This window comes from Amycolatopsis sp. CA-128772 (assembly GCF_002904295.1).
Lineage (GTDB): Bacteria > Actinomycetota > Actinomycetes > Mycobacteriales > Pseudonocardiaceae > Amycolatopsis.
The window spans coordinates 64,589-83,238 of sequence record NZ_PPHG01000077.1; the positions used below are offsets into that span (position 1 = coordinate 64,589).

Genomic DNA, 18,650 nt, shown 5'->3' on the forward strand with positions numbered 1-18,650 from the left:
CTGTCGGGCACATGAGCTACTCGATAGCGGAAGCCGCTCGACGTAGCGGACTGTCCATCGACACCCTCCGGTACTACGAGCGCATCAAACTGCTCGAACCGCCCGCGCGGGACACCGCGGGCCGCCGGGCGTACTCCGACGACGACCTCAACTGGCTGGGCTTCCTGACCAAGCTGCGGACCACCGGCATGCCGATCAAGAGCATGCGCGAGTACGCGTCGCTGCGCCGCCACGGCGTCGCGAGCGCGGGCCGCCGCAAGGCCCTGCTGGTGGAACAGCGCCGGTCGGTCGCCGAGCGGATCGCCGAACTGCAGGGGTGCCTCGACATCCTGGACTACAAGATCGAGAACTACGCCCAGGTCGAGCGCAACGTGCTCGGCGTGGAACCCGGTATGGAGGAGATTTCCGCGTGAAGAACAGGAAGCTGGGCGGCCTGGAAGTCGGCGCCCAGGGGCTCGGCTGCATGGGCATGAGCCAGGCCTACGGCGTCCGCGACAACGACGACGAGTCGATCGCGACGATCCACCGGGCGCTCGAACTCGGGGTGACGCTGCTGGACACCGCGAACGTCTACGCGAACGGCGTCAACGAAGAGCTGGTCGGCCGGGCGATCGCCGGCCGCCGCGACGAGGTCGTGCTCGCGACGAAGTTCGGCATCGTCTGGACCGACGGCGCGATGGGCGCCCGCGGTGACGCTTCGTACGTGAAGCAGAGCTGCGACGAGTCGCTGCGCCGGCTCGGCGTCGACCACATCGACCTCTACTACCAGCACCGCGTCGACCCGGACACGCCGATCGAGGAGACGTGGGGTGCGCTGGCGTCGCTGGTGGAGGCCGGGAAGATCCGGTACGCCGGGATTTCGGAGGCCAGCGCGGCGACGATCCGGGCCGCGCACGCCGTGCACCCGGTGACGGCGTTGCAGAGCGAATGGTCGCTGTGGACCCGCGGCATCGAGGGCGAGATCCTCTCCACGTGCCGGGAGCTCGGCATCGGGATCGTCCCGTTTTCGCCGCTGGGCCGGGGCTTCCTGACGGGCGCGGTGACGTCGGTCGCGGACCTGCCCGAGGACGACATGCGCCGCGGCCTGCCGCGGTTCGCCGAGGGCAACTTCGAGCGCAACATGGCGATCGTCGAGGCCCTGCGCGAGCTGGCCTCGGCCAAGGGCGTGACGGCGGGTCAGCTGGCGCTGGCGTGGGTGCAGGCGAAGGGCGAGGACGTCGTGCCGATCCCGGGCACCAAGCGCCGCAAGTACCTGGAGGAGAACGTCGCGGCGGCTGCCCTGGAGCTGACGGCCGAAGACGTGGCGGCCATCGAAGCGGCGGCCCCCGCCGACGCGATCGCCGGAGAGCGCTACCCGGAGCGGCTGGCCCGCGCCGCCGGGAAGTAACGCTGCCCGCGAGCCTGCTCGCCCGCGGCAGCCAGGAGAGCCCGCACCTCGCGTGATCAAAGCCGGAACTCGCGTGATCCGGGCCGCAACTCGCGTGATCAGGGCCGGAACTCGCGTGATCAGGGCCGTAACTCGCGTGATCGAAGCCGTGACGGGCCGGATCACGCGAGTTCCGTCCCCCATCACGCGAGTTCCGGCTTCGATCACGAGCCGCGCCGCCGGGAAGTAACTTACGCGCTTCTGAGGCTTTTCTGAGATCTCCGGAGCAGGCTCGGTGCCGATCATGCGGTCGGTGCCGAGCCTCAGGAGGTCGTCGTGGAGGAAGTGCTCGATTATCTGGTCGTCGGGGCCGGGCCGGCGGGGTTGCAGCTGGGGCAGCACCTCGGGCACGCCGGGCACCGGTACCTGGTGCTGGAGGCCGGTTCCGCGCCCGGGCACTTCTTCGAGACCTTCCCGCGGCACCGGACCCTCATCTCCATCAACAAGAAGCACACCGGGTACACCGACCCGGAGCTGCGGATGCGGATGGACTGGAACTCGATCCTCGCCGACGGCGACGGCGACCCGGTCGTCTTCACGGACTACAGCGAACTGCTCTTCCCGGACGCCGAGGACTTCCTCCGCTACCTCGCCGACTACGCCGCGAAGCACCGGGTGAACGTCCGCTACGACACCCGCGTCACGCGGATCCGGCGTGAGCGCGAAACTTTCGTTCTCACCGCGGGGGAAACCGAGTTCCGGGCGCACCGGCTGATCATGGCGACCGGTGTCACGAAGCCCTACATCCCGCCGTTCCCCGGCGTCGAGCTCATCGACCAGTACGTCGATGTCGACGTGGATCCCGAAAGTTTCACCGACCAGCGCGTCCTGGTGCTCGGCAAGGGCAACTCCGCGTTCGAGACCGCGGACAACCTGATCGAGCAGGCCGCGGTCGTGCACGTCGGCGGCCCGCGGCCGGTGAAACTGGCCTGGCGCACGCACTTCGTCGGCCACCTGCGCGCCTACAACGCGGGCATCCTCGACATGTACCAGCTGAAACTCCAGCACGCGATCCTCGACGGCGAGGTGCGCGAGGTCCGCAAGGACGCCGACGGCTACCACGTCAAGTTCGCCTTCGCCCGCGCCGACGAGGTCGTCAAGGAAATCCGCTACGACCGCGTGATCGGCTGCACCGGCTTCCGGTTCGACGCGTCGCTGTTCGACGAGGACTGCCGCCCCGAGCTCACGATCGACGACCGGTTCCCGGCGCAGACGCCGGACTGGGAGTCGGTCAACGTGCCCGGCCTGCACTTCGCCGGCACGATCACGCAGGTCCGCGACTTCAAGAAGGCCACCAGCGCGTTCATCCACGGCTTCCGGTACGGCGTCCGCGCGCTGGCCAGGGTGCTGGACGAGCGCTACCACGGCACCCCGTGGCCGCACACCGAGCTGCCCGCCAAACCGGACGCGCTGACCGAAGCCGTGATCACCCGGATCAACCGGACTTCGGCGCTGTACCAGCAGTTCGGCTTCCTCGCCGACGTCGTGGTCGTGGACGGCGACACCGCCCGCTACCTCGAAGAGGTGCCCGTCGACCGGGTCCTGCGGGACGCGCCGGACGACGTCTACGTCGTCACCCTGGACTACGGCCCGGACCACGACAAGATCGATCCGTTCGACTTCGTCGCCCGCGCCGCCCAGGACAAGGCGAACGACCACGGCGAGGGCCACTACCTGCACCCGATCGTCCGGCACCACCGCCGCGGCGAGCTGGTCGCGACCCACCACGTCACCGAGAACCTCGAGAACGAGTGGGACCAGGAAGTCCACATCGGACCGCTCACCGCGTTCTTCACGCGGGAGCTCTGATGCGCACGATCGCGGAGTTCGAGGCGGCGGCCCGCGAGCGCCTCGACCCGGCCCACTACGACTACTTCGCGGGCGGCGCGCAGGACGAGATCACCCTGCGGGAGAACGAAACCGCCTACCAGCGGCTGCGGCTGCTGCCCCGGGTGCTGCGCGGCAGCGACAAGCGTGACCTCGCCGTGACGCTGCTCGGGACGCCGTCGTCGATGCCGATCCTGGTCGCGCCGACGGCGTTCCACCGGCTCGCGCACCCCGACGGCGAGCTCGCCACCGCCCGGGCGGCGGCGCGGGCGGGCACGATCATGATCGTCAGCATGGCCGCCACCACGGCGATCGAGGACATCGCCGCGGCCGCGCCGGACCTCGGCCTGTGGTTCCAGCTCTACCTGCAGCCGGACCTCGAGTTCACCGAGGCGATCGTGCGCCGGGCCGAAGCCGCCGGCGTCAAGGCGTTCGTCGTCACCGTCGACTCGCCCGTGCTCGGCCGCCGAGACCGCGACGACCGCAACGCCTTCCACGACCTGCCGCCCGGCCTCGCCGTGGAGAACCTGCGCGACATCGGCGAGAACCGCAGCGGCGGGACGGCCAGCCACGTCCGCGACATCGTCATGTCGGCGCTGAACTGGGACCACATCGCGTGGCTGCGCTCGAAGACGAAGCTGCCGGTGCTGATCAAGGGCGTGCTGCACGCCGAGGACGCGCGGCTGGCCGTGCACCACGGCGTCGCCGGGATCGTGGTGTCCAACCACGGCGGCCGCCAGCTCGACACGGTGCCCGCGACCATCGACGTGCTGCCGGAGATCGCGGCGGCCGTCGGCGGCGCGGTCCCGGTGCTGCTGGACGGCGGGATCCGCCGCGGCACCGACGTCGTCAAGGCCCTCGCCCTGGGCGCGGACGCGGTCGGCGTCGGGCGGCCGGTGGTGTGGGGCCTGGCCGCGGGCGGCCGCGAAGGCGTCACGCAGGTCCTGGAGCTGCTGCGGGCGGACTTCGACCAGGCTCTCGCGCTGTGCGGCGGGCGGCACCCGGCCGACCTCACCCCGGACCAGGTCCGGCGATGATCGGCGAGCTGCTCGGCTGGCTGCCCGGGCGCGTCGTCGCGCTGCGGATGCGGATCTTCGCGCTGGTCAACGGCCAGGACGCGGTGACGATCCCGGGGCCGCAGGTCGGCGTCGCCGACTTCCGGCGCGTTTACGCCGACCCGGCGGCGAACGGCCGCAGCCGCGGCGCCGCGCTGTCGGACCTGTTCTGGTACTGGCTCTCGCCGGGGGCCGAAGTGCACCAGGAACACCTCGAAGCCGGGCCGCGCTACGACGAGGTCGCCAAGTGCACCCGGCACATCCTGATCCGGTCCAAAAAGGACTCCGAGGAGCTGACCCGGCGCGTGGCCCGCCACGTCCTGGACGGCGTCCGCCCGGGTCTCGTCCGGCTGCGGGACGAGATGATGCCGATCTGGGCGGAGCTCTACTACGAGCTGGTGTTCGACGAGCCGTGCCCGCCGGAGGCGCGGGACCTCATCGTGGCGCACGCCGACGACGTCGTCTCCGCGCTGAAGTGCGTGCGGCCGCGGAACATGCGCCGCCGGGCGCGGCTGACGAAGTACCTCCGGCGGCGCCTCGCCGACGTCCCGCACCCGCTGCCGGAGTCGCTGACCCCGGACGAGCAGGTGTTCTACCTGCAGGGCACGTTCTTCACCACCGCCGTCGTGCAGATGTCGGAGGCGATGGCGCACCTGCTGATGATCATCGCGCAGGACGACGGCCTCCAGCGGCGGCTCGCCGATCGCCCGGAGGACATCGACGGCGTGATCGACGACGGGCTGCGCGCGTACCCGCTGTTCGGCATCGCGCACCGGATCAGCACCGCGGACATCGAGCTGGCGGACCTGACCATCCCGGCGGGGACGGTGCTGTGCTTCAGCTACCCGGACTTCGCCGCCCGGACCGGGAAGGACGAGTTCATCCCGTTCGGCGTCGCGCAGAACCGGGCCTGCCCGGCCCGCGGGCTCGCGCCGCCGACCATGCGGATCGTGACGCAGGAGGTGCTGCGCCGCTTCGACCTCGCTTCGACGGCCGGGCACACGCGCTCGATCCCCAACCGCGGCCCGGCCCTGCTGACCGCCCGCGGGACCCGCCGCCGGCGGGCGCCCCTGGTGTGGCTCGCGGTCCGCGACCGCTGGGAAGACGTCTGGCGCAGCTTCGCCCAGCTCGTCTTCGGCACGTACATGGTGCTCGACGCCCGCAAGAAAGCCCTCTGCTCGACCTACTTCGCCGGAGGTAACCGATGAGCCCGACCGAAGCGGCGCCGGTGTTCTTCCTCGCCGTCGTGGTGATCCTCGTGGTGGTCCGGCTGGTCTGCCTGGCCGCGGTCAAGCTCGGCCAGCCGCCGGTGGTGGGCGAGATGATCGCCGGCGTGCTGCTCGGCCCGTCGCTGTTCGGGCTGCTGCTGCCGGGCGTGCAGGCGGCGCTGTTCCCGGACGGCATCCGGTCGCTGCTGTACGTCGGCGGCCAGATCGGCCTGGTCATCTACATGTTCGGCGCCGGCTACGAGTTCAACCTGAGCAGCGTGGTCAAGTCGCGCAAGTCGGTCGCGGCGATCTCCTCGGCCGGGACGCTGGTGCCGCTGGCCCTCGGCATCGGGGTCGCGGTCCTCGGCACGTCGTGGGTCGACATCGGCAAGGACGGCGTTTCGCTGGTCACCTCGGCGGCGTTCGTCGGGGTGGCCGTGGCGATCACGGCGTTCCCGATGATGGTCCGGATCATCACCGAACGCGGGATCGCGTCGACGAAGTTCGGCTCGCTGGCGCTGGCCTGCGGCGCGCTCGACGACGTCCTCGCGTGGCTGCTGCTGGCCGTCGTGCTCGGCATGCACGCCGGGTCGATCGGGCCGGTCGCGCTCGCCCTCGGCGGCGGCCTGCTGTTCGCGCTCGGCGTGTTCACCTTCGGGCGGCGCCTGCTGAACCGGATGATGGGCAGCGACCGGGTGAACGTCGACCAGCGCGTGCTGATCACCGCGATGACGCTGTTCGCGGCGGCCTGGTTCACCGACACCATCGGGCTGTACGCGGTGTTCGGCGCGTTCTGCGTCGGGGTGGCGTTCCCGCGCGGGACGGCGTCCGACGCGGTGCTGGCGAAGATCATGCCGATCGGGCGGATCGTGTTCGTGCCGCTGTTCTTCACCTACTCCGGGCTCAACACGCGGTTCGCGCTGCTCGCCGACCCCAAGCTGCTCGCCTTCGCGCTGGTCACGGTGGTGGTCGCGATCGTCGGCAAGCTCGGCGCGTCCTGGGGCGCGGCCCGGCTGGCGGGCGAGCCGCCGGCGATCGCCTCGCGCGTCGGCGTGCTCGTCAACGCGCGCGGCCTGATGCAGCTGATCGCGCTCAACATCGGGCTCGCCGCCGGGATCGTCTCGTCGGCGTTGTTCACCGTGCTGGTGCTCGTCGCGCTGGTCACGACGATCATGACCGCGCCGCTGCTGAGCTGGCTCGACCGCCGCGATGCCCGCAAGGGGACCACCGAGGTACTCCTGACGGCCGAACCGGTCCCGGTGACCGGGAAAAGTTGATAGTTCAAATTCAGAAAATCACTGCCAGTATGGACCCGTGCACTCTCGCGCGACGAAACAGCGGGTGCTCCTCGTGGAGGACGACCGCGAACTGGCGGGCATGCTGGGGGAGCTGCTCGCGGACGAAGGGTACGAAACCGAAGCGGCGCACGACGGTCAGCGGGGGCTGCACCTCGGGCTCACCGGACACTACGACGTGATGGTCATCGACCGCCGGCTCCCGGTGCTCGACGGGTTGGAGCTGCTCCGGCAGCTGCGGGCCCGGGCGGTCACCACGCGGGTGCTGGTGCTCTCGGCGCTGGGCGAGGTGGCCGACCGCGTCGCCGGGCTCGACGCCGGCGCCGACGACTACCTCGTCAAGCCGTTCGAGGCCGAAGAGCTGCTGGCCCGGCTGCGTGCGCTGGGCCGGCGTGACCTCGAGGGCGCCGAGTGCCTCCCGCTCGGCACGGCGGCGCTCGACCTGCTGCGCCACGAAGTCGTGCTGCCGCGCGGCGAGCGGATCACGCTGTCCGGGCGGGAGTTCGAGCTGCTGCGGACGCTGGCGCAGCGGCCAAAGGCGATCCACCCGAGGGCGGCGCTGCGCACCCGCGTCTTCGCCGACTCGACCGGGGAGTCCATCGTGGACACCTACGTGTACTACCTGCGGCGCAAGCTCGGCCGCGACGTCGTCCGGACCGTGCACGGCCTCGGCTACCAGCTCGGCGCGGTATGAGCCCCGATCCGGAGGACCGGGCGCTGCGGCGGGCGCGGTGGGCGATCGCCGCGCAGATCGCCGTCGTGGTGTCGCTGCTGGTCGCCCTGGCGGGCGCGATCGCGTACGCGATGCTGCTGTCCGGGCAGCACGCCGACGCCGACCGGACGCTGGCCCGGACGATCCAGCTCGGCCCGGGCACGACCCCGCCCGGCTGCGTCTGGCTGTTCACGCCGACGGCCCACGCGCCTTCGGGCCCGCCGCCGGCGGGGATGCCGCTGCCCGAGTTGAACGCGCTGGTGCCGGCGTCCGGTGACGTCCACACCGAACGGCGGTCGATCGGCTGGATGACCTACACGATCCGGGTGGAGAACCACGGCGGCGCGGTTTCGCAGGCGTTGTTCGAGGAGCGCTACCAGATCCAGGACCGCGCGTCGCTGCTGTTCGGGCTCGGCGTCGCCGAGGTGCTGGCGCTACTGGCGGCCCTGGTGAGCGGGCGGGTGCTGGCGCGCCGGGCGATCCGGCCGCTGGAGGACGCGCTGCGGCGGCAGCGGACGTTCGTCGCGGACGCGTCCCACGAGCTGCGGGCCCCACTGACCCGGCTGTACACGCGCGCGCAGCTGCTGGCCCGGCGCGCGTCCGGCCGCGACGCGGCCGACCTCGACCAGCTGGTCCGCGGCACGCGTGAACTCGGCGAAGTCGTCGAGGACCTGCTGCTGTCGGCGCAGGCGTGCGGCGAACGGCCGTCGCTGGAACCGGTGGAGCTGGGCCTGCTGGCGGAAGAGGCGGTGGCGGCCGAGGCGGTGCGCGCGGGGGAGGGCCGGATCCAGCTGGCGGTGACCCGCGAGCGGCGGCCGTACCTCGTCCAGGGCGTGCCGACGGCGTTGCGCCGTGTGCTCTCGGCGTTGCTGGACAACGCACTCGGCCACACGCCACCGGGCGGGTCCATCGAGGTCTCGCTCGGTGTCCCCGACGAACGGCACGTGGAGCTGCGCGTCCGCGACACGGGCGTCGGCTTCCCGCCGGCGGACGCGGACCGCATCTTCGAGCGGTTCGCCCGCGGCTCGGACGGCGACGGCCGCCGGTTCGGCCTCGGCCTGGCCCTGGTCCGCGAAGTGGTGACGGGCCACGGCGGCACGATCGCGGCCGCCACCCGCCCCGGCACCGGAGCCACGTTCACCCTCCGCCTCCTCCGCGCCGACCCCACGTGAGCAGACCCGTAACTCGCGTGATTACCGCCGTAACCGGTGAGTTCCGGCGGTGATCACGCGAGTTACGGCCTCAATCACGCGAGTTACGGGTTCCGGGCAGGGCGAAGCGGATCTGGCGGGCTGTCTCGGGTGGGAGGAGGTCGAGGTGGGCCTCGATTTCGGCCGCGAGGGCCGGGGACGGGGTCGTGTAGGTGTCCGCCGAGTGGTGGAGCCAGGCGTGGATGTCCTGGTGGGCGTCGGGGGCCAGGTCCGGGTCGCGCAGGAGGGTGAGGTCCGTGTGCAGGCGCAGCCACGTGCCGTGGTCGCGGAGCAGGGCCGCGGCCGCGCGGCGCGTGTGTAGGGGGTGACCGGCGGCCAGGAGGGGGCGGAGCGTGGCCGGGTCGACGAACCGGCCGCGCAAGAACGCCACGACCTGGCGGGTCACCGCGGGCGACGGGTCCGTCAGCAACGGCCGGACCGCCGCCGACTCCGGTGCGATGCGGCGCAGGCCGCGGACGGCCGCGCGGCGGATTCGCGGACGCGCGTCGGCGAGGTGCTCCTCCAGGCGCGGCGCGTCGGCGGCGGTGCCGGTTTCGCCCAGCCCGGCGAGCGCGCCGAACGAGACCGGCAGCGCGCGGTAAACCGCCGCCGGATCCGGGACGAGGGCTTGGGCCATCGTGCGCACGGCTGACGACCGGTCCGCCAGGCAGGCCACGGCGGCGTCCGGGCCGAGCAGCGTCAACGCCCGCACGCGGACCTTCGGCGCCCCGGCCGCCAGCAGCTCCTCGACGCACTCGCCGCGGTCGAGCAGCTCGTTGCCGCAGATGGCGCGCACCACGAAGTCGGGGTGCGTGGAAGCGATCGCCAGCAGCCGCTCGCGGGACAGCAGCCCGAGCGCCTCGCGGTGCGCGAACCGGCGGCTCTCGCGGTCCTCCAGCGCCAGCGCGGTGTCGAGCGAGCTCAGCAGCGACCGGCGGAACAACCCGGTCATCCAGTCGTCGACCTGACGCCGCCGCAGGACGCCGATCAGCGGCAGCAGCGCGCGCAGCGCCGCATCGTCCAGTTTGGACAGAACTGCCTTCCGGGCCGCCGCGCGGACCTGGGGGACCCAGTCCACGCACCGGATCAGCAGCAGCGCCACCGCCTCGGGGTCCGGGCTGACCGCGAGACGCGAGACGGTCGCCTCGCGTTCGCGGCCGTCCGGCGAGCATGCGGCGAACGCCAGTGCTTCCCGCGCGGTACGGCGTCCACCGCTGTACCACCACTCCCGCCGCACGGCGAGGTCGAACTCGACCCACTGCTGCACGTCTTCGAACTCGATCATCGGCCTCCCCTTCCGGCGCCCAGGATGCCCCGGACGCCGGAGGGGAGTCGAACCGATTTACGCCAGCAGCGCCTGGACCGCGGCGGGTGCGTCCGCAACCGCGACCGGGTTCTGCTCCCGCGTGGCCAGGCTCCGGACCGTCACGTTGCCCGCCGCCCAGTCCTCCTGGCCGACGATCACCACCGCGACCGCGCCCGCCTTGTCCGCGCGGGTGAGTTCCTTGCCCAGCTTGCGGTGCTCGATCGGGGTCGACGTCCGCAGGCCCGCGGCGCGCAGGGACGCCGCCACGGACCGGGCCGCGTCGTACAGGTCCTCGGTCACCGGGATCACCATCACGTCGACCTCGTTGCGCGGGGCCGGCGTCAGCCCGTGCGTGTCAAGGAAGTCGATCAGCGTCACGTCGCCCATGCCGAACCCGATGCCGGGGATCTGCTGCGGCGTGAACATCGACGCCAGGTCGGCGTAGCGGCCGCCGCCGAACAGGGCGCGGCGGTTCTGCGGCGAGGTGTCGAAGACCTCGAACACGGTCGAGGTGTAGTACGCCAGCCCGCGCACGATCATCGGCTCGTACTTCACCAGGCTGCCGGCGCTGCTGTTGAGCACGTGGACCAGGTTCGACCGCTCCCGCACCTCGGCCGGCAGCTCGTCGAGCAGCGCCTCGCCGGCGCCGAGCGTCTCCGCGAGCTTCTCGAACTGCTTGTCCGAAAGCCCGATCTCGGCGGCGCTTTCGGCCAGCTTCTCGCGCGGGTACTTCTCCCAGCGGTCGACCAGGGCGAACACCTGGCTCAGGTGGTCCTGCGACACCCCGGCGACGTCGATCAGCGCCGACGTCAGCAGGTTCCGGTCGTTGACGCGCAGCACGAACATGTCCGGCGTCGCGCCGAGGGCGGCCATCAGGTCGTGCACCAGCTCGAAGATCTCGATCTCGCAGTTGGCGCTGTCCGACCCGAAGATGTCCGCGTTGATCTGCCAGTGCTCGCGGACGCGGCCGCGCTGCGGCGCCTCGTACCGGTGGCAGTTCGGGTGGCTGTACCAGCGCACCGGGAACGAGAGCGACTTCGCGCTCCCGGCGATCATCCGCGCCACCGACGGGGTCATCTCCGGGCGCAGCGCCAGCCGCCGCCCGCCCTTGTCGGTGAGCGTGTACAGCTGCTTGTCCGCGATCTCCTGGCCGGACTTCCGCTCGTAGATCTCGGCCGACTCGAGGATCGGGCCGTCGTAGCGGAGGAAACCGCGGCGCTCGAGGACGTCGTAGAGATGACCGAACACCTGGGTACGCACGGACATTTCGGCGGGCAGGAAGTCCCGGGTCCCCTTGTAGGGCGCGGTCGGCAGGTATTCAGGCACGTGACCAGCTTAACGACCGCCACTCAGGCGAAAGCGACCCCGTACGCGGTGAGCAGCACCGCCGCGGCCAGCAGCAACGCGCCGGCGGACGTCACGCGCCCGCCGAGCTTGCCCCGGTTCGGCAGCAGGTGGAGGAAGAAACCACCCGATTGGGCAAGGATCCCGAACAGCAGCAGGAAGCACGTGATCCACAACGTCGGGTCGGACAGCGTTGTGCGGCTGAGGATCTGCAGCGTGACCAGGGCGAGGACCAGCAGGACACCGGCGTGGGCGTGGCCGGCGCGGAACATCGCGCGCTGGTGTTCGGTCAGCTTGCGGTCGCGCAGCACGCCCATCAGCGCGTAGCCGCCGTACATCACGGTCGGCAGCGAGACCAGGGCGATCACCGTGAACAGCTGGGTCGGTCCGTGCATCGGGGAGCTCCTTCGAGGTGGGTAGCGCAACAGTAACACTGTTTTAAAACGCTGTCACCAAAACGGGTGTTCCCCGATCGGGGACCTAGGCGGGACGGCCCTGGGCGAGCACCAGGAGGGGGTTGCGGAGAGCCGCGAGGGAAGCGAGGGGGTCGCCTTCGACGACCAGGACGTCCGCCGCCAGGCCGGGCGCCAGGCGGCCGGTCACCGAGGCCAGGCCCAGCCCGGCCGCGCTGTCCTCGGTCGCGATCTCCAGGATCCGGCGCCGGGGGAAGCCGAGCCATTCGTACAGCTCCAGCGCGCCGGCCGGGTCGTCGAACACCGAGCCCGGCAGGCCCGCGTCGGTCCCGGACAGCAGCCGGACGCCGTGCTCCTCCAGCCACGGCAGCCGCCCGTACATCGCCTGCGCGACGTCGTCGCCGAGCTTCTCGACGATCACCCGCCAGTTGCGGCTGCTCGTCGAGCACGCCGAAATCCCGCCGGCCGCCATCCGCTCGGCCACGTGCGCGCGGCGGTCGAAGGAGCGGGGCCCGGTCAGGAAGCTGCAGTGCTCGACCGTCGACACCCCGGCTTCGACTGCGGCCTCGATCGCGTCCGCGCCGTGGGCGTGCGCCGCCACCGGCAGCCCGTGCGACGCCGCGTGCGCGACGATCAGCGCCAGCTGCCGCGCGTCGAACTGCGACTCCCACATGTCGGCGCCGCCTTCGGTGAGCTGGCCGCCGCTGGCCATCACTTTGATCACGTCGGCGCCCGCGGCCGCGTTCGCGTCGATCAGGGCGCGGATTTCGCCGTCGGAAGCCGTTTCACCGCCGAAAAAGCAGCAATGCCCGCCCGGCACGGTGATCGGCGGACCGGACACGAGCAGCCGCGGCGCCACCGAACCGTCGAACGACCGCCGGACGGCCGCGCCGAGGTGCCCGCGGTCGCCGAGGTCCCGGACGGTCGTGACCCCGCTGCGCAGCATGGCCGTGAGCCGCGAGCGGGCGCCGTCCAGCAGGTCTTCGCTTTCGGAGAAGCGGGCCAGCATTTCGCGTGAGGCGTCGAACGCCAGGTGGACGTGGACGTTGCACAGCCCGGCCAGCGCGGTCCCGGTCGGGAAGTCGTGCCGGGTCGCGTCCGGCGCGGCCTGCGCGAGGACGTCCGCCCGCGGGCCCACCGCGACGAGCACGCCGTCGCGCACCAGCACGGCCCCGTCGTCGATCGGCGTCGACGGCCGCGGCAGCACCCGGCCGGCGGTGATCAGCGTGTCCACGTCACGTCCCCCGCCGCCATCGCGGCCGACAGCGCGAGCAGCGGCCGGACGTCGGATTCGAGGTCGTCCGCCCCCGCGGGGAGGACCTGCTTGGCGCGGCCGTCGCTGGCCTCGCCGTCCGCGTGCCGGCGCAGCGCCGCCTTCAGCGCGGCCGCCGCGGCCGCCGGATCGGTGGCGACGACCTCGCCGAAGTCCGCGTCCAGGTACGGCGAGAGCTGCACCAGGCCGTCCCGGATCTCGATCACCCGCCGGTAGTGCCCGCGGTGGACACCGCGCGGGGACAGCCGGTCGCCGCGCCGCGGCGGGGTCCGCAGCACGATGCTGGGGAACGCCCCGACCAGGACTGTCCACAAGGGAGCGAGCGCCTCGTGTTCGCGCCGGTGCTGGCGGCGGCGCCGCAACGCCGACACCCGCGCCCGCAGCCCGGGGTAGGTGACGCCGGCGAGGAACAGCATCCCGCCGACGATCACGAACGGCACGCCCAGCAGGAGCAGGACCTTGACGACCGGCCCGAACACCCACGCGACCACGATGTACAGCGCGCGGCAGATGCTGCCGATGGCCGCGCTCGCCATGCCGATCGCGCCCAGCCGCAGCCCGATCCGCAGATTCCGGTCCGCCACCCGCAGATAACGCACGATCCAGGCCGTGCAGGCGATGAGACCGTAGATCAGGTACAGCCCGGCGCCGAGGTAGAACGCCGCGACCCAGCTGTCGTGGATCGTCGCCGGACCCAGCGGCAGGCCCCGCAGCTCGGGTGGGGTCAGGCTCATCGTGACGATCATCAGCGTGATCGCCGCGACCAGCGGCACGAGCTCCAGCGCCACCCGGCGGTAGCGCCGCGGGCCGAGCGCCGAGCCGAGGAAGAAGATGACCAGCGCGCAGAGGCCGCACGCCAGCAGGGAGTTGTTGGCGACGCGGGCCGCGCCGCGGCCGAACAGCGCGTCGACCTCGTCGGAGATCACGGTCTGCTGCAGCAGGAACGCGGCCGCGAAGCCGGCGACGCACGCGGTGACGGCCCAGTTGGGCACGGTCGGCGCGCGCGTCACCTGGTAGATCCGCCACGCGAGCGCGGCGGAGAACAGCACCAGCGCAACAAGGTTCACGGGGCTAAGAAGTGTGCTCACAACCACCCTTGGTGATCGCCGAGCGCCCCCTGGATCCGGCGGAGATCCCGGTCCGCAGCGCGCCGCGGGATCGTGTAGTTCAGGACCGACGCCCACTCGAGGATGATGGTCGCGACGGTCTCGGCTTCCCACTCGTGCGCGTCATCGTAGGACGACCGGCGCAGGGCGCGGTGTACGGCATCCGGGTCGAGATCCGTTGCCGGGCCGCGGAGGAAGTCGGCCGGCTCGGCGTCGCCGTGCGGGTGGTGGTCGGCCAGCATGTGGCCGAGTTCGTGCAGGATGATGTGGTCCTGGTGCGATTTCGTCGTTTCGGCCTGGTAGAAGATGTAGTCCGCGGACGTCGTCGCGATCCAGCAGCCGAACGGGCCGGGCACCTCCAGCGGGTACGCCATCAGCCGGATCGGCTTCCCGCGCCGCTCGCCCAGCCGCGCGCAGAGCACCTCGACGTCCAGCGGCGGCCCGATGTCGAGGTCCTTGAGCAGTTTCCGGCAGCGGCGGCGCAGCTCACGCTCCTTCATCGCGCCGGTTCTCCCGGGTTCCGGCCTTCGCGTTCGGCCCGCTCGTAACGTTCGACGAGCTCCAGCAGGTCCATCACCTGCCGCCGGCCCTGCGGCGACAGCTCCTGGGCGCGCATCGCCATCAGCTGGGCCTCGCCCGCGGGAACCGCGGCCACCTCTTCGTCGAAGAAGTACGTCACCGGCACGCCGAACAGCTTCGCCAGCGCCTCGACGTAGTGGATCTTCGGGTTGACCCGCTTGCCCGTGGCCAGCTGCTGCAGGTACGCGGGCGACATCGCCGGGCCGCCCGCACGCTCGACGGCGGCGGAGATCTCCCGGTAGCTGTGCGGTGCACGGCCGTCCACGCGGGCGGCCTCGATCAGGGCGCTCAAGCGCTCCGCGAAGGTGCGTTCCCGTGCCATCTCCACCCCCTGGGAATCCAGCCGCGAAAATTCTAACCGCAAACCACTGTACGCACTTGTTGACAGCCATCGTATGCAGTGGTTTACAGTTGGCTCGCCTCTCGCCTTGCGGGTCCGTGCCCTGGGGGTGCACGGAACGGTCAAGGCGAGAGGTTGTCGCGCCTTCGACTCGTCATGATCGGCCGTCTGTAGTACGCTTCGGGGGCCAAGGTTGATCGCCCTCGTGGCGAACCCTTGGTCACGGCCTGTTGCCGGAGGTCGACCCCCAGGGCTTCCGGTGACAGGCCCCTTTAATTTCCGGGCATCAGGCTCGCGGCCAGCGTCGCCCCCAGTTCGGTGCACGCCGCCAACGTCGCTTGGTCAGGATCACCCGTTGAGATGACGGGTGCTGCTGCTTTTGCCCAGGACAACCCGGTTGTGATGGCGAGCAGCTGGCGTTCCGTGCCCGAAGTGTCGCTGTTGCCGTGAATCCAGTACCCGAACGAGCGACCGCGCGTCGCGTCCAGGCACGGGTAGTAGACGGTGTCGAAGAAGTGCTTGAGCGCACCGCTCATGCTGCCCAGGTTCGCCGGCGTGCCCAGCAGGTAGCCGTCCGCTTCGAGGACGTCGGTGGTGGTGGCCGCCAGCGCCGCGCGGCGGACCACCTCCACCCCTTCGATGTCCGGGTGCGTCGCGCCCGCCACCACCGCTTCGAACAGCGCCTGCGTCGACGGCGACGGCGTGTGGTGGACGATCAGCAACCTCGGCATCAGGCGAGCAGCTCCTCGACGTCGGCCCGCAACGCCGTCAGCCGCTCCTGCGCCGCGTCGCGGGCGTCCGCCACCACCTGCAGGTACGCCTTCAGCTTCGGCTCGGTCCCGGATGGCCGCACGACCACGCGCACGCCGTCGCCGGTCAGGCGCACGACGTCGGCGTCCGGCAGCAGGTCTTCGAGGGTGACGTCGACGCCGCCGAGCCGGGCCGGCGGGGTCGCCCGCACCTTCGCCATCAGCTGCCCACGGACGGCGAGATCGGTGACCCGCAGCGAGACCTGGTCGGTCAGGTGGACGCCGTGGCGCTGCGCCAGTTCGCCGAGCACGTCCAGCGGCGTGCGGCCCTGCGCCTTGAGCTGCGCGGCGAGCCCCGCGGCGAGCGTCGCGGCGGCGATGCCGTCCTTGTCCCGCACGAAGCCCGGGTTCACGCACAGCCCGAGCGCCTCTTCGTAGGCGAACACCAGTCCTTCGCCGGCCCGCACCAGCCACTTGAAGCCGGTCAGCGTCTCGGCGTACCGGGCTCCCTCGGCCTTGGCGATCTCGCCGAGCATCGACGACGACACGATCGTAGTGGCCACCAGCGGGTCCGGCAGTGTCGTGCGGTCCACAGTGGACAGAATGTACGAGCCGAGCAGCACGCCCGTCTCGTCGCCGCGCAGCATGCGCCAGCGACCGTCCCGTTCGCGGACGCCGAGCGCGCACCGGTCGGCGTCCGGGTCGAGCGCGATCGCCAGGTCGGCGTCCACATCGGACGCGAGCGCCAGCAGCAGGTCGGTCGCCCCCGGTTCCTCGGGGTTCGGGAACGACACGGTCGGGAAGTCCGGGTCGGGCGCGGCCTGGGCCGCGACCAGGTGCAGGTCGGTGAACCCGGCCCGCTCGAACGCCGCCTGCAGCGTGTTCGCACCGACGCCGTGCAACGCCGTCGCGGCGACGCGCACCGCGCGCTCGGCCCCCATCGGCAGCGTCGCGACCTCGTCGAGGTAGCGGTCCAGCAGGTCGACGACCTCGGCCCCGGGCGACCGCGGCACCTCCGCCGCCGGCGGCGCGGCCTCGATGGCGCGCTCGATCTCGCCGTCGGACGGCGGGACGATCTGGCCGCCGGTCGCGTCGTAGAGCTTGTACCCGTTGTCCGCCGGGGGGTTGTGCGAAGCGGTGATCTGGATGCCGGCCACCGCGCCGAGCCGTCCGACGGCGAAGGCGAGCACCGGCGTCGGCAGCGGGCGGGGGAACACCTTGACGTCGAACCCCGCCGCGGTCAGCACCTCGGCGGCGGCGGTCGCGAAGGCTTCCGAGCCGTGCCGCGCGTCGCGGCCGACGACGACCAGCGCACCGGCGTGCCCGTGCGCCTCCAGCCATTGGGCGACCCCGGCCGTCGTGCGCGTGACGACGGCGACGTTCATCCCGTTCGGGCCGGCGCGCACCGGGCCGCGCAGGCCGGCCGTGCCGAACTCCAGCGGCCCGGCCAGCCGGTCGGCCAGGTCCGCCGCGGCCGCGGGGTCGCTTTCCGCCCGGGCCAGGACGGTATCCAGCTCGGCACGGGTTGCGGGGTCCGGATCGGCGGCCATCCAGCGGAAAGCGGCGTCGCGCAAGGAGGAATCGGTCGTCACCGGCCCAGCCTACGGGCTAAGGTCGGGTAGGTGCGCTTACTCTTCACCTCTCTGGGGTCCTTCGGCCACACCTTCCCGCTCGTCCCGCTGGCGGTCGCCGCGCGCGAGGCGGGCCATGACGTCGTCTTCGCCACATCCGAAGACTTCCTGCCACAGCTGACCAAAGCCGGCCTCGAAACCGCGGCGGCCGGGCTCGCCATCAAGGACGCGTTCGGCCAGGCGTTCGCCGGCTCCGGGCCACGGCGCCCACCCGGGGAAATCCCGCGCGAGGAGCTGTTCCCGGTCGTCGCGAAGGTGTTCGGCGAGCTGATGCCCGAGCGGTTCCTCGCCGACCTGCTGCCGCTGTTCGAGCACGTCCGGCCCGATCTGGTGGTGAGCGAGGCGGGCAACTCCGGCGGGGCGTTCGCCGCGCTGAAGGCGGGGATCCCGGTGGTGGCGCACGGCTTCGGCCGCGTGTCGACCGGCGACCCGATGACCACGCAGATCCGGGACGCGATCCGCGAGCACGGTGCTTCGCTGGGCATCGAGATCGGCGAGGACCTGGCGTTCGGCGGCCCGTTCGTCGACATCTGCCCGGAGTCGGTGCAGGACGCGGACTTCCTGGCCCGCACCCGCCGGGTGCCGCTGCGCCCGGTCGGCTGGAGCGAGCCGGGTGAACTGCCGGCGGGCGTGCTGGACAAGCGGCGTCCGCTCGTCTACCTGACGCTGGGCACGGCGATGGGCCACGCGGGCGTGCTCACCGAGGCGATCGCCGGTCTGTCCGGTTTGGACGTCGACGTCCTGGTCGCCACCGGCCCGTCGCTGCCCGACGACGCGCTGGGCGAGGTCCCGGCGAACGTCCGGCTCGAGGCGTGGGTCCCGCAGGCGGCGCTGCTGCCGCACGTCGACCTGGTGGTCCACCACGGCGGCAGCGGCACGACCCTCGGCGCGTTCGGCGCGGCCCTTCCGCAGCTGCTGATGCCGCAGGGCGCGGACCAGTTCACCAACGCGGACGCGGTGGTCGCGGCCGGCGTCGGCGACCGCCTGCTCGGCACCGAGGTCACCGCCGAGGCCGTCGCCACGAAGGCGCGTCACCTGCTCACGGACACCTCGGTCCGCGACGCGGCCCGCACCCTGGCGGCCGAAGTCGCAGCCATGCCGTCCCCGGCCGAGGTGGCCGCCCAGCTCCCCACCCTGGTCTGAGTTCCGGCTTCGAACACGCGAGTTCCGGCTTGAATCACGCACTCACGTGATTC

The 18,650-nt window shown here is 71.9% G+C and carries 18 protein-coding genes; 9 read left to right on the forward strand and 9 right to left on the reverse strand.

Translation table 11 applies throughout. The features are described 5' to 3' along the window. Window positions 1–11 precede the first annotated feature (11 nt). The 8 genes from C2L59_RS30850 to C2L59_RS30885 all read left to right on the forward strand — a co-directional run bounded on the left by C2L59_RS30850 (window position 12) and on the right by C2L59_RS30885 (window position 8,695). Window positions 12–413: a MerR family transcriptional regulator gene (locus tag C2L59_RS30850; protein ID WP_103353047.1), complete on the forward strand. Its 402-nt coding sequence runs from the start codon at window positions 12–14 to the stop codon at window positions 411–413. 50 nt (window positions 414–463) lie between these two features. Beyond that, a complete protein-coding gene (locus C2L59_RS30855; protein WP_233223787.1) occupies window positions 464–1,387 on the forward strand; it encodes an aldo/keto reductase in 924 nt (307 codons plus the stop codon). A gap of 315 nt (window positions 1,388–1,702) precedes the next feature. Continuing rightward, window positions 1,703–3,235 carry an NAD(P)-binding domain-containing protein gene (locus tag C2L59_RS30860; protein ID WP_103353049.1) on the forward strand — a complete coding sequence of 511 codons (1,533 nt, stop codon included), beginning with the start codon at window positions 1,703–1,705 and terminating at the stop codon, window positions 3,233–3,235. Continuing rightward, the gene (locus tag C2L59_RS30865) at window positions 3,235–4,290 is read left to right on the forward strand and encodes an alpha-hydroxy acid oxidase (protein ID WP_103353050.1); all 1,056 of its coding nucleotides are present in this window, start codon (window positions 3,235–3,237) and stop codon (window positions 4,288–4,290) included. Before C2L59_RS30860 ends, C2L59_RS30865 begins: the two co-directional genes overlap by 1 nt. Beyond that, on the forward strand, window positions 4,287–5,516 hold the full coding sequence (locus tag C2L59_RS30870; protein WP_103353051.1) for a cytochrome P450: 1,230 nt from the start codon (window positions 4,287–4,289) through the stop codon (window positions 5,514–5,516). Before C2L59_RS30865 ends, C2L59_RS30870 begins: the two co-directional genes overlap by 4 nt. Next, window positions 5,513–6,793 (forward strand): cation:proton antiporter, encoded by a 1,281-nt coding sequence (locus C2L59_RS30875; RefSeq protein WP_103353052.1) that lies wholly within the window; start codon window positions 5,513–5,515, stop codon window positions 6,791–6,793. Before C2L59_RS30870 ends, C2L59_RS30875 begins: the two co-directional genes overlap by 4 nt. A gap of 64 nt (window positions 6,794–6,857) precedes the next feature. After that, complete coding sequence (locus C2L59_RS30880; protein WP_103353053.1) at window positions 6,858–7,505, forward strand: response regulator transcription factor; 648 nt, start codon at window positions 6,858–6,860, stop codon at window positions 7,503–7,505. Next, on the forward strand, window positions 7,502–8,695 hold the full coding sequence (locus tag C2L59_RS30885; RefSeq protein ID WP_103353054.1) for a sensor histidine kinase KdpD: 1,194 nt from the start codon (window positions 7,502–7,504) through the stop codon (window positions 8,693–8,695). The genes C2L59_RS30880 and C2L59_RS30885 overlap by 4 nt, the downstream gene beginning before the upstream one ends. 70 nt (window positions 8,696–8,765) lie before the next feature. Here the strand turns inward: C2L59_RS30885 and C2L59_RS30890 are convergent, their stop codons facing one another. The 9 genes from C2L59_RS30890 to C2L59_RS30930 all read right to left on the reverse strand — a co-directional run bounded on the left by C2L59_RS30890 (window position 8,766) and on the right by C2L59_RS30930 (window position 17,373). After that, window positions 8,766–9,998, reverse strand: a complete 1,233-nt coding sequence (locus tag C2L59_RS30890) for a HEAT repeat domain-containing protein (protein ID WP_103353055.1) — start codon at window positions 9,996–9,998, stop codon at window positions 8,766–8,768. 57 nt (window positions 9,999–10,055) lie between these two features. Continuing rightward, on the reverse strand, window positions 10,056–11,345 hold the full coding sequence (gene hisS, locus C2L59_RS30895) for a histidine--tRNA ligase (RefSeq protein WP_103353056.1): 1,290 nt from the start codon (window positions 11,343–11,345) through the stop codon (window positions 10,056–10,058). Window positions 11,346–11,368: 23 nt separating this feature from the next. After that, window positions 11,369–11,758, reverse strand: a complete 390-nt coding sequence (locus tag C2L59_RS30900; RefSeq protein WP_103353057.1) for a hypothetical protein — start codon at window positions 11,756–11,758, stop codon at window positions 11,369–11,371. A gap of 85 nt (window positions 11,759–11,843) precedes the next feature. Then, window positions 11,844–13,010, reverse strand: coding sequence for an amidohydrolase family protein (locus C2L59_RS30905; RefSeq protein WP_103353058.1), 1,167 nt, complete (start codon window positions 13,008–13,010; stop codon window positions 11,844–11,846). Next, window positions 12,998–14,137: an MAB_1171c family putative transporter gene (locus C2L59_RS30910; protein ID WP_103353059.1), complete on the reverse strand. Its 1,140-nt coding sequence runs from the start codon at window positions 14,135–14,137 to the stop codon at window positions 12,998–13,000. Before C2L59_RS30910 ends, C2L59_RS30905 begins: the two co-directional genes overlap by 13 nt. Then, window positions 14,134–14,655, reverse strand: coding sequence for a hypothetical protein (locus C2L59_RS30915; RefSeq protein ID WP_103353060.1), 522 nt, complete (start codon window positions 14,653–14,655; stop codon window positions 14,134–14,136). The genes C2L59_RS30910 and C2L59_RS30915 overlap by 4 nt, the downstream gene beginning before the upstream one ends. Then, window positions 14,652–15,056, reverse strand: coding sequence for a helix-turn-helix transcriptional regulator (locus C2L59_RS30920; protein WP_199199329.1), 405 nt, complete (start codon window positions 15,054–15,056; stop codon window positions 14,652–14,654). The genes C2L59_RS30915 and C2L59_RS30920 overlap by 4 nt, the downstream gene beginning before the upstream one ends. Before the next feature lie 290 nt (window positions 15,057–15,346). After that, window positions 15,347–15,805 carry a flavodoxin family protein gene (locus C2L59_RS30925; RefSeq protein WP_103353062.1) on the reverse strand — a complete coding sequence of 153 codons (459 nt, stop codon included), beginning with the start codon at window positions 15,803–15,805 and terminating at the stop codon, window positions 15,347–15,349. Continuing rightward, window positions 15,805–17,373: a phospho-sugar mutase gene (locus tag C2L59_RS30930; RefSeq protein ID WP_199199342.1), complete on the reverse strand. Its 1,569-nt coding sequence runs from the start codon at window positions 17,371–17,373 to the stop codon at window positions 15,805–15,807. The genes C2L59_RS30925 and C2L59_RS30930 overlap by 1 nt, the downstream gene beginning before the upstream one ends. 72 nt (window positions 17,374–17,445) lie before the next feature. Between C2L59_RS30930 and C2L59_RS30935 the strand changes: the two genes are divergently transcribed. Continuing rightward, window positions 17,446–18,597: a glycosyltransferase gene (locus tag C2L59_RS30935; protein WP_103353064.1), complete on the forward strand. Its 1,152-nt coding sequence runs from the start codon at window positions 17,446–17,448 to the stop codon at window positions 18,595–18,597. The last annotated feature ends 53 nt before the right edge of the window (window positions 18,598–18,650 follow it).

What these genes read in the sequence shown, in the direction of transcription:
- C2L59_RS30850 (WP_103353047.1), top strand. Translation starts at nt 12, where the DNA reads ATGAGCTACTCGATAGCGGAAGCCGCTCGACGTAGCGGACTGTCCATC.
- C2L59_RS30855 (WP_233223787.1), top strand. Translation starts at nt 464, where the DNA reads ATGGGCATGAGCCAGGCCTACGGCGTCCGCGACAACGACGACGAGTCG.
- C2L59_RS30865 (WP_103353050.1), top strand. Translation starts at nt 3,235, where the DNA reads ATGCGCACGATCGCGGAGTTCGAGGCGGCGGCCCGCGAGCGCCTCGAC.
- C2L59_RS30870 (WP_103353051.1), top strand. Translation starts at nt 4,287, where the DNA reads ATGATCGGCGAGCTGCTCGGCTGGCTGCCCGGGCGCGTCGTCGCGCTG.
- C2L59_RS30875 (WP_103353052.1), top strand. Translation starts at nt 5,513, where the DNA reads ATGAGCCCGACCGAAGCGGCGCCGGTGTTCTTCCTCGCCGTCGTGGTG.
- C2L59_RS30885 (WP_103353054.1), top strand. Translation starts at nt 7,502, where the DNA reads ATGAGCCCCGATCCGGAGGACCGGGCGCTGCGGCGGGCGCGGTGGGCG.
- C2L59_RS30890 (WP_103353055.1), bottom strand. Translation starts at nt 9,998, where the DNA reads ATGATCGAGTTCGAAGACGTGCAGCAGTGGGTCGAGTTCGACCTCGCC.
- C2L59_RS30900 (WP_103353057.1), bottom strand. Translation starts at nt 11,758, where the DNA reads ATGCACGGACCGACCCAGCTGTTCACGGTGATCGCCCTGGTCTCGCTG.
- C2L59_RS30915 (WP_103353060.1), bottom strand. Translation starts at nt 14,655, where the DNA reads ATGAAGGAGCGTGAGCTGCGCCGCCGCTGCCGGAAACTGCTCAAGGAC.
- C2L59_RS30920 (WP_199199329.1), bottom strand. Translation starts at nt 15,056, where the DNA reads ATGGCACGGGAACGCACCTTCGCGGAGCGCTTGAGCGCCCTGATCGAG.
- C2L59_RS30925 (WP_103353062.1), bottom strand. Translation starts at nt 15,805, where the DNA reads ATGCCGAGGTTGCTGATCGTCCACCACACGCCGTCGCCGTCGACGCAG.
- C2L59_RS30930 (WP_199199342.1), bottom strand. Translation starts at nt 17,373, where the DNA reads ATGGCCGCCGATCCGGACCCCGCAACCCGTGCCGAGCTGGATACCGTC.